This is a genomic window from Actinomadura sediminis, from assembly GCF_042675525.1.
Taxonomy (GTDB): Bacteria; Actinomycetota; Actinomycetes; order Streptosporangiales; family Streptosporangiaceae; genus Spirillospora; species Spirillospora sediminis.
The window spans coordinates 38,991-47,114 of sequence record NZ_JBHTJA010000053.1; the positions used below are offsets into that span (position 1 = coordinate 38,991).

The window sequence follows — 8,124 nt, forward strand, 5'->3', positions numbered from 1 at the left end:
CCGACATCTTTAGTTGCATCCGATTCGTGCAGTATGGTGCTGACTGGTCTAGTCCGGACTAGACCAGTCGCCGGAGGCGACGACCAGCGACCACCGCGTCACGGAGCGTGCGCAGAGATGTCACTACTGATCACGGCCGAAAGCATGATCACCACCCCTGCCGGTGGTCCTACCCGCGTGCTCTCCCCGGGATACGTCCGAGTCGAGAACGGCGTGATCGCCGAGGTCGGCGAGGGCCGCCCGGACGGGACGCCCGACATCGGGCTGCGCGACGGCCTCCTCGCGCCCGGACTCGTCGACCTCCAGGTGAACGGGTTCTTCGGGTACGACATGGTCGACGCCGACGAGGAGGGCTGGCGGACGGTCGTGTCGCGCCTCCCCGAGACCGGCGTGACCTCGTTCCTCCCCACGTTCATCACCGCGCCCGTCGAGACGCAGGCGGACGCGCTGCGCCGCGTCCGCGGGCTGCTGCCCCGCCTCCCCGCCGGGACGCGCGTCCTGGGCGTCCACCTGGAAGGCCCGTTCCTTTCGGAGAAGCGCAAGGGCGCGCACAACGCCGACTTCATCACCGACCCGGCGCCCGAGGCGATCGCGGCGCTCCTCGAGACGGGCCTGGTCAAGCTCGTGACGCTCGCGCCCGAACGCGACGGCGCCCTCGACGCGATCCGGACGCTCACGAACGCGGGCGTCCTGGTGAGCGTCGGGCACAGCGACGCGACGGCCGAGCAGGTCGCCGCCGCCGCCGACGCGGGCGCCCGCAAGGTCACGCACATCTTCAACGCGCAGTCCGGCGTCCACCACCGCGACCCGGGCGTCGCCGCGCAGGCGCTCATCGACGACCGGCTCAGCCCCGGGCTGATCCTCGACCTGCACCACGTGTCCGCGACGGCCGCGCGCCTGGTGTTCCGCGCCGCCGCGGGACGCACGGTCCTGGTCACCGACGCGGCGGCGTCCGCCGGGATGGCACCGGGCACCTACGACCTCGGCGGCGAGCCGATCACCATGCCCGCGGAGGGCCCGCCGCTGCGCGCGGACGGGACGATCGCGGGTTCGGGACTGCGGCTGGACGAGGCGGTCGGCAACGCGATCGCGATCGGCGTCGACCCGGCCGCGGCCGTGGACGCCGCGACGCGCGTCCCCGCGGACCTGATCGGCCGCGCTGACCTGGGCCGCATCGCGCCCGGCGCGGTCGCCGACCTGGTGCATCTCGGCCCGGACCACCGGGCGCGTACGACCTGGATCAACGGGCAGGAAGTCTTCGGAGGGGATTCATGACCAGTCTCATGCGCGCCGAGGTCGGCCAGCAGCCGGACGCGCTGCGCCGGACGATCGACGCGCTGCTGCCGCGCACCGCCGACATCGCGAAGCTGGCGGCGCAGACGCGGCAGGTGCTGTTCATCGCGCGCGGCTCGTCGGACAACGCGGCCGTGTACGGGCGGTACCTGGTGGAGTCGCACGCGGGCCGGCTGGCGACGCTGGCGGCGCCGTCGATCGCGACGACCTACCGGCGGAGGCTGGACCTGTCGGGCGTGCTCGCGGTCGCGATCAGCCAGTCCGGCAAGACCGAGGAGATCGTCGAGACGCTGGACTGGGCCGCCGACTGCGGCGCCCGCACCGTGGCGGTCACCAACGGCGAGGGCTCGCCGCTGGCGGAGGCCGCCGAGGTCGCGCTGCTCACGCGGGCCGGTGACGAGAAGGCCGTCCCGGCGACCAAGACGTACACGACGCAGCTCGCGGCCCTGTCCGTCCTCGGGCTCGGCCTCGGCGCCGACGTCGCGGAGGACGACCTGCGCCGCGTGCCCGACGAGGTCGCGGGGCTGATCGAGGCCACCGAGGCGTCCGAGGCGCTGCCCCGGATCGTCGAGGAGCTGGCGGGCGTCCCCGGCGCGGTCGTGTCCGGGCGCGGGATCGCGTTCGGCACCGCGCTGGAGCTCGCGCTGAAGATCAAGGAGGCGTGCTACCTGCACGCGATGGGCCTGTCGTACGCGGACCTGCTGCACGGCCCGATCGCGGTCGTGGACGCGCAGACGCCCGCGCTGCTCGTCGCCGCCGGCTCCGGCCCCACGCTCTCCGGGACGATCGCGCTCGCCGAGCGCGTGCGGGGCGCGGGCGCGGCCGCGTACGGCGTCGGCGGCGGGCCGGGCCTGGCCGCCGCGTGCTCGGCGGCGCTCCCCGGCCCCGGCCTGCCCGAGTGGGTGGCGCCGCTGGGCCTGATCGTCCCCGGCCAGATCCTGGTCGAGAACCTGGCGCGTCGGCTCGGGCTCGACCCCGACGTGCCGCGCGGCCTGAACAAGGTGACTCAGACGACCTGAGCACCGGCACCCGAGGACCGTTCACCAGAGGGTCCAGCCCACCCCGGACCGAGGAGAGACGACATGGACAAGGCCGAGGCGATCGTCGCCGCGCTGGGCGGCGCCGAGAACATCGAGGAGATCGAGCCGTGCGCGACGCGGCTGCGCACGGAGGTCTCCGACCCCGGCAAGGTCGACGAGGCGGCGCTGAAGGCGGCCGGCGCGTTCGGCGTGATGAAGAGCGGCACGGTCGTGCAGGTCGTGGTGGGCCCCGAGGCCGACACGATCGCCAGCGACATCGAGGACATCCTCGACTGACGCGTCTGTCGAAGGCTGCCGAGCGAGGCTGCACGAGCGAGGCTGAACGAACGAGGCTGAACGAACGACAAGGGGCCTGCACATGACCCGAGTACTGTCCCCGGTGTCCGGCCGCGTCGTCGGCCTGGCCGGGGTGCCCGACCCGGTGTTCGCCCAGGCGATGGTCGGACCGGGCACCGCGGTCGATCCCGAACGCGGTCCCGGGGAGGCGATCGCCCCCGTCACCGGGAAGATCGTGAAGATGCATCCGCACGCGTACGTCGTGGTGGACGCCGAGGGGCACGGCGTCCTGGTGCATCTCGGCATCGACACCGTCAAGCTGAAGGGCGAGGGGTTCGAGCTGCTCGCCGCCGAGGGCGACGAGGTGACCGCCGGGCAGCCGCTGGTCGGCTGGAACCCGGCGGTGATCGAGGCGGGCGGCCGCTCCCCGGTCTGCGCCGTGGTGGCGCTGGACGCGGGCGACGGCGCGCTGTCGGACGTCGTCGAGACGGGCGAGGTGGAGAAGGGGGCCGAGCTCTTCACATGGCGGTAGAGATCCCGCTGCGCGCCGCGGTGTTCGACCTCGACGGCACCCTGATCGACAGCGAGCCGCGCAACCGCGTCATGTGGCGCAAGCTGTTCGAGTCGCACGGCGTCCCGCACGACGAGGCGCTGATCGCCTCGTTCGCGGGGCGCCGCGGCCTGGAGGTGCTGCGCGACCTGCTGCACCTGTTCCCGGGCCGGACGGCCGAGGAGCTGTTCGACGAGGCGGTCTCGTACGAGTCGCTGCCGGGGATGCCGCCGCCCGTGCCCGTCCCGGGGGCGGTCGCGCTCGTCCGGTCGCTGGCGGACGCGGGCCTGCCGCTCGCCGTCGTGACGTCCGGGCAGCGCGAGTACGCCGAGCGGCTGCTGGCCCTCCTCGGCGTCCGCGACCTGCTGGACATCGTGCTGACCGCCGGGGACGTCACGACCGGCAAGCCGCACCCGGAGGGGTACCTGGCGGCGTCCCGCGACCTCGGCGTCCCGCCGGACGAGGCGATCGGCTTCGAGGACGCCCCCGCCGGTGTCGCGGCGGTCAAGGCGGCGGGGATGACCTGCGTCGGCATCACCACGACCCAGCCGGCCGCGGCGCTCGCCGAGGCCGACCACGTGGTCGCCGACCTGCAACAAGTGAACGTCGCGCCGGGGCCCGCGCTGCGCGTGCCCGTCTCCGGTGCGGACGAACGTAAAGAACAAGGCGTCCGGTGAGGAGTGTGCTGTGAGCGAGCGCAATGTGAGGATCGAGTCGAAGGTGGGCCTGCACGCGCGCCCCGCCGCGCTGTTCGTGCAGACCGCGGCGAAGGCGCCGATGGACGTGACGGTCGCCAAGCGCGGCGGCGAGCCGGTGAACGCCAAGAGCATCCTCGCGGTGCTGGGCCTGGACGCCCGGCACGGCGAGGAGGTCGTGATCTCCGCCGAGGGGGAGGACGCCGACGCGCTGCTCGACAGCCTGGAGGCGCTCCTGTCCTCGCCGGAGCCCGAAGGTGCCTGAGGGGGTGCCCGGCCCGCTGCAGGGCGCGGGCGTCAGCCCGGGCGTAGGGTTCGGGCCGGTGCGCGGCATCGCGGGCGCGGTGCCGGAACCGCCGGCCGGCGCGCGGCACGGGGGCGACGCGGAGGCCGAGAACGCGGTCGCCCTCGGCGCGCTCGAGGCCGTCGCCGCCGACCTGGAGGAGCGCGGCGCCCGCGCCGCCGACGCCGGCAACACCGACGGCCGGGACGTCCTGAACGCGCAGGCGCTCATGGCGCGCGACCCCGGCCTCGCCGACGGCGTCCGCGCCAAGATCGGCGAGGGGACGGCCGCGGCCCGCGCGGTGTTCGAGGCGTTCGGCGTGTACCGGGAGATGCTCGCGGGCGCGGGCGACTACCTCGCCGCCCGCGTCACCGACCTGGACGACATCCGCGACCGGACGATCGCGCGGCTGCTCGGCCTGCCGATGCCGGGGGTGCCGGAGTCGGACGAGCCGTTCGTGCTCGTCGCCCGGGACCTCGCCCCCGCCGACACCGCCGTCCTCGATCCCGCGCGGGTCGTCGCGTTCGTGACCGAGGAGGGCGGCCCGACCAGCCACACCGCGATCATCGCGCGGACGATGGGCGTGCCCGCCGTCGTGGCCCTGCCGGGCGCGACGGAGCTGGCCGACGGCACCCCGGTGCTCGTCGACGGCGCCGCGGGCACCGTCCGCCCGGACCCGTCCGACGACGAGGTGGCCGCCGCGCGGGCCGCCGCGGCGGCCCGCGCGTCCGCGCTGGCCGAGTCGGCCGGGCCGGGGGCGACGAAGGACGGGCACCGGGTGCCGCTGCTGGCGAACATCGGCGGTCCGAAGGACGTCGAGGCGGCGCTCGCGAACGGCGCCGAGGGCGTCGGCCTGTACCGCACCGAGTTCCTGTTCCTGGACCGGGCGGCGCCGCCGTCCGACGCCGAGCAGGAGGAGGCGTACCGGAAGGTGCTGGAGGCGTTCCCGGAGGGCCGCGTGGTCGTCCGGACGCTGGACGCGGGCGCCGACAAGCCGCTCGCGTTCCTGCCGCCCCCCGGCGAGGAGCCGAACCCGGCGCTCGGCGAGCGCGGCCTGCGGATGTCGCTGCGGCATCCCGACGTGCTCGCCGCGCAGTTGCGCGCGCTCGCCCGCGCGTCCGCCGGGACGACCGCGAAGCTCCAGGTCATGGCGCCGATGGTGACGGACGCGGCGGAGGCGGCGTTCTTCGCGCGCGAGTGCGGCAAGGCCGGCATCGACGCCCCCGGCGTCATGATCGAGGTGCCCGCGGCCGCGCTGCGCGCCGGCGACCTGGCGTCCGAGGTGGCGTTCTTCAGCATCGGCACCAACGACCTGACGCAGTACGCGTGCGCCGCCGACCGGCAGATCGGCGGGCTCGCGCACCTGCAGGACCCGTGGCAGCCCGCCGTCCTCGACCTGGTCGCCCCCGCGGCCGCCGCGGGCGTCCCGTGCGGGGTGTGCGGGGAGGCGGCGGGCGACCCGGCGCTCGCCTGCGTGCTGGTCGGGCTCGGCGTGACGTCGCTGTCGATGAGCGCGCCGTCCCTGCCGCTGGTGCGGGCCGCGCTGTCCCGGCACACCCTCGGCCAGTGCCGGGAGGCCGCCGCGGCGGCGCGCACGGCCCGGACCGCGGTGCAGGCCCGCGACAGCGCCCGCGGGCTGCTCCCCGGTCTGGACGAACTGGGCATCTGAGGTTCCGCGCGCGGCGCGTCCGGCCGCCGGGGCTCGCGCCCCGGCGGCCGGACCCGTCCTACCGGTAGTCCAGTCCGTGCCCGACCGGCTGCCCGCCTGCCGGGACCGGCAGCTTCCCGGTCGGTTTCACCGTGCCCGCGAGCACCCGCGCGAGGCCCCGCAGCGACGCCGTCCCGGACGAGTACGCGGCCACCGCGGCGGCCGCGCCGCCCGCCGAGTTCAGGTCGTAGGGGCTGCCGAGCGCGGCCACCACCACGGGTTTCCCGCCGAGCGCCCGCACCCGCGCGGCCGTCGCCGAACCGGCGTCGTCGGTCGTCAGCACCGTCACGTCCGCCGAGCCCGGGGACGCCGTCCGGACGCCCTGGTCGCGCAGCGCGCCCGCGAGCGTTTCGGCCTTCGGGCCGGTGACCGCGACCGTCTTGCCCTTCAGCGGCAGCACCTCGCCCCGGTCGGCGACGACCGTGATCGCCTTCTCCGCGACCTGCCGCGCCGTCGCCTCGTGCCGCGCGCCGCCGATGACCGACGCGGCCTTCGCGGGGTCCGCGCGCGCCTCCCGGAACAGCCCGCGCCGCTGCTTGAGCCGCAGGATCCGGGTGACCGAGGCGTCCAGCCGCCGCTCGGTGATCTTCCCGGACTCGACGGCCCGCACGACCGCCTCGTACGCCTCCGGCAGGTCGGGCGGCATGAGCAGCTGGTCGGCGCCCGCCTGGATCGCCCGCACCGCGACGGCCCCGTCGCCGTACTTCGTCCGGACGCCCTCCATCCGCAGCGAGTCGGTCGTGATCACGCCGTCGTAGCCGAGCCGCTCGCGGAGCAGGCCGGTCAGCACGTTCCGCGACAGCGTCGCCGGATCGCCCGAGTCGTCGAGTTCGGGGACGACGATGTGCGCCGTCATGATCGCGTCCACCCCGGCGCCGATCGCGGCCTCGAACGGGGGCGCGTCGGTCTTCCGCCACTCGTCCGGGTCGTGCGAGATCACCGGGAGCCCGGTGTGGCTGTCGGTGGCGGTGTCGCCGTGGCCGGGGAAGTGCTTGGCGACGGCCGCGACCCCCGCGTCCTGGTAGCCCCGGACGGCGCCGGCCACCATCCGCGACACCCGCGCCGGGTCGGACCCGAACGAGCGGACGCCGATGACCGGGTTGCGCGGGTTCACGTTGACGTCCGCGACGGGCGCGTAGTCGAGGTTGATCCCGACGGCGCGCAGCTCGGCGCCCGTGACGCGCGCGGCGGCGCGGGCCTGCGCCGGGTCGGCCGTCGCGCCCAGCGCCATGTTGCCGGGGAACCGGGTGATGAACGGCGTGCGGGTGACGATGCCCTGCTCCTCGTCCACGCCCAGCACCAGCGGGATCTTGGACGCCTTCTGCAGCGCGTTCGACTGCGCCGCCGTCTCCTCCGGGGAGCCGAAGTTCTCCGGGAAGTAGATGAGGCCGCCCACGTGGTACCGGCGGATCGTGCGGAGCGCGTCGGCGCGGCTGTAGAAGGTCGGGACGAACAGCTGCCCGACCTTCTCCTGCACGCTCATCTTCGCCACGTGCCCGGGGATCCAGGCGTCCGGCGGCGCGGACGCGCGGGCCGAGGCGGACGCGCCGGACCCGCCGCGCCCGTCCGTCCCGCCGTCGCCGTCACCGTCGCTGCACGCGGCCAGCGTCGACGCGCCGAGCGCGAGCGCCGTCGCGAGCGCGAGTGAACTCCGTGGAAAACGCACCTGACCAGGCCCCCCGACTTGGTCTGCGGTTCGATCGTCGTCACAGGTTAACCGCGGCGCGGAGATGCGACGGGACATGGCCGGCTCACCCATCAGTGGGGAAGGGGATGCCCCAGCCTACGCAGGGCGAGCCCCGCCGCGCCGACCGCCCCGTCGCCCGCGCTGCGCGGCGCCTCGGGGAACCGGTGCCGCAGCCCGGTCCGGACGGCGTCCGCGACGGGGCCCTCGCGCAGCACCGACCCGTGCATGACGACGGGCGCGCACGGGTCCGACAGCGCGGGCCGCACGGCGTCCACGTCCCGCAGCAGCGACGCGGCGGCCTCCTCGGTGATCCGCTTGGCGACCGGATCGCCCGCCGCCGCGGCGGCGGCGACGACCGGGCCGAGGCGGCCCAGCGCCGACGCCGGCCGGCCGTAGACCTCCTTGATGATCGCCTGCGCGAGCTGCGGGTTGGGCGGGGTGCCGGGATGCTCCGGGTGCCCGGACGGCCCGGACGGGCGCGGACCGGGCGGCGGGACGGCCTCGTGCACCAGCACGGCCGTCCCGCCGCCCGCCGGGAGCGTCGCGGGCTGCGGCGCCCCGTGGACCGCGTGCGGCGCCGGACCGCCGCGGC

Annotated in this window: 7 protein-coding genes and 2 pseudogenes; 7 read left to right on the forward strand and 2 right to left on the reverse strand. The window is 75.7% G+C overall.

What is annotated here, in order from left to right; all coding sequences use genetic code 11:
- The first annotated feature begins 177 nt into the window (after positions 1–177).
- The 7 genes and pseudogenes from nagA (at position 178) to ptsP (ending at position 5,806) form a co-directional block, all read left to right on the forward strand.
- A complete protein-coding gene (gene nagA, locus ACFQ11_RS23425) occupies positions 178–1,275 on the forward strand; it encodes an N-acetylglucosamine-6-phosphate deacetylase (RefSeq protein WP_378302091.1) in 1,098 nt (365 codons plus the stop codon).
- Entirely contained in the window at positions 1,272–2,312 is a 1,041-nt protein-coding gene (locus tag ACFQ11_RS23430; RefSeq protein WP_378302093.1) for an SIS domain-containing protein, read from the forward strand. Before nagA ends, ACFQ11_RS23430 begins: the two co-directional genes overlap by 4 nt.
- A gap of 60 nt (positions 2,313–2,372) precedes the next feature.
- Positions 2,373–2,609, forward strand: a pseudogene (locus ACFQ11_RS23435) (glucose PTS transporter subunit EIIB); the annotation flags it as partial.
- Positions 2,610–2,691: 82 nt separating this feature from the next.
- Positions 2,692–3,141: a PTS sugar transporter subunit IIA gene (locus tag ACFQ11_RS23440; protein WP_378302095.1), complete on the forward strand. Its 450-nt coding sequence runs from the start codon at positions 2,692–2,694 to the stop codon at positions 3,139–3,141.
- Positions 3,132–3,836: an HAD family hydrolase gene (locus ACFQ11_RS23445; protein WP_378302097.1), complete on the forward strand. Its 705-nt coding sequence runs from the start codon at positions 3,132–3,134 to the stop codon at positions 3,834–3,836. The genes ACFQ11_RS23440 and ACFQ11_RS23445 overlap by 10 nt, the downstream gene beginning before the upstream one ends.
- 10 nt (positions 3,837–3,846) lie before the next feature.
- On the forward strand, positions 3,847–4,119 hold the full coding sequence (locus ACFQ11_RS23450) for an HPr family phosphocarrier protein (protein WP_378302099.1): 273 nt from the start codon (positions 3,847–3,849) through the stop codon (positions 4,117–4,119).
- Complete coding sequence (gene ptsP / locus ACFQ11_RS23455) at positions 4,112–5,806, forward strand: phosphoenolpyruvate--protein phosphotransferase (protein WP_378302101.1); 1,695 nt, start codon at positions 4,112–4,114, stop codon at positions 5,804–5,806. The genes ACFQ11_RS23450 and ptsP overlap by 8 nt, the downstream gene beginning before the upstream one ends.
- Before the next feature lie 58 nt (positions 5,807–5,864).
- On the opposite strand, the gene ACFQ11_RS23460 is transcribed toward ptsP, so the two are convergent.
- The gene (locus tag ACFQ11_RS23460; protein WP_378302103.1) at positions 5,865–7,511 is read right to left on the reverse strand and encodes a glycoside hydrolase family 3 protein; all 1,647 of its coding nucleotides are present in this window, start codon (positions 7,509–7,511) and stop codon (positions 5,865–5,867) included.
- Positions 7,512–7,603: 92 nt separating this feature from the next.
- Positions 7,604–8,124, reverse strand: a pseudogene (locus tag ACFQ11_RS23465) (hypothetical protein); the annotation flags it as partial.

Coding starts and splice junctions, on each gene's coding strand:
- ACFQ11_RS23430 (WP_378302093.1), top strand. CDS start 1,272: ATGACCAGTCTCATGCGCGCCGAGGTCGGCCAGCAGCCGGACGCGCTG.
- ACFQ11_RS23440 (WP_378302095.1), top strand. CDS start 2,692: ATGACCCGAGTACTGTCCCCGGTGTCCGGCCGCGTCGTCGGCCTGGCC.
- ACFQ11_RS23445 (WP_378302097.1), top strand. CDS start 3,132: ATGGCGGTAGAGATCCCGCTGCGCGCCGCGGTGTTCGACCTCGACGGC.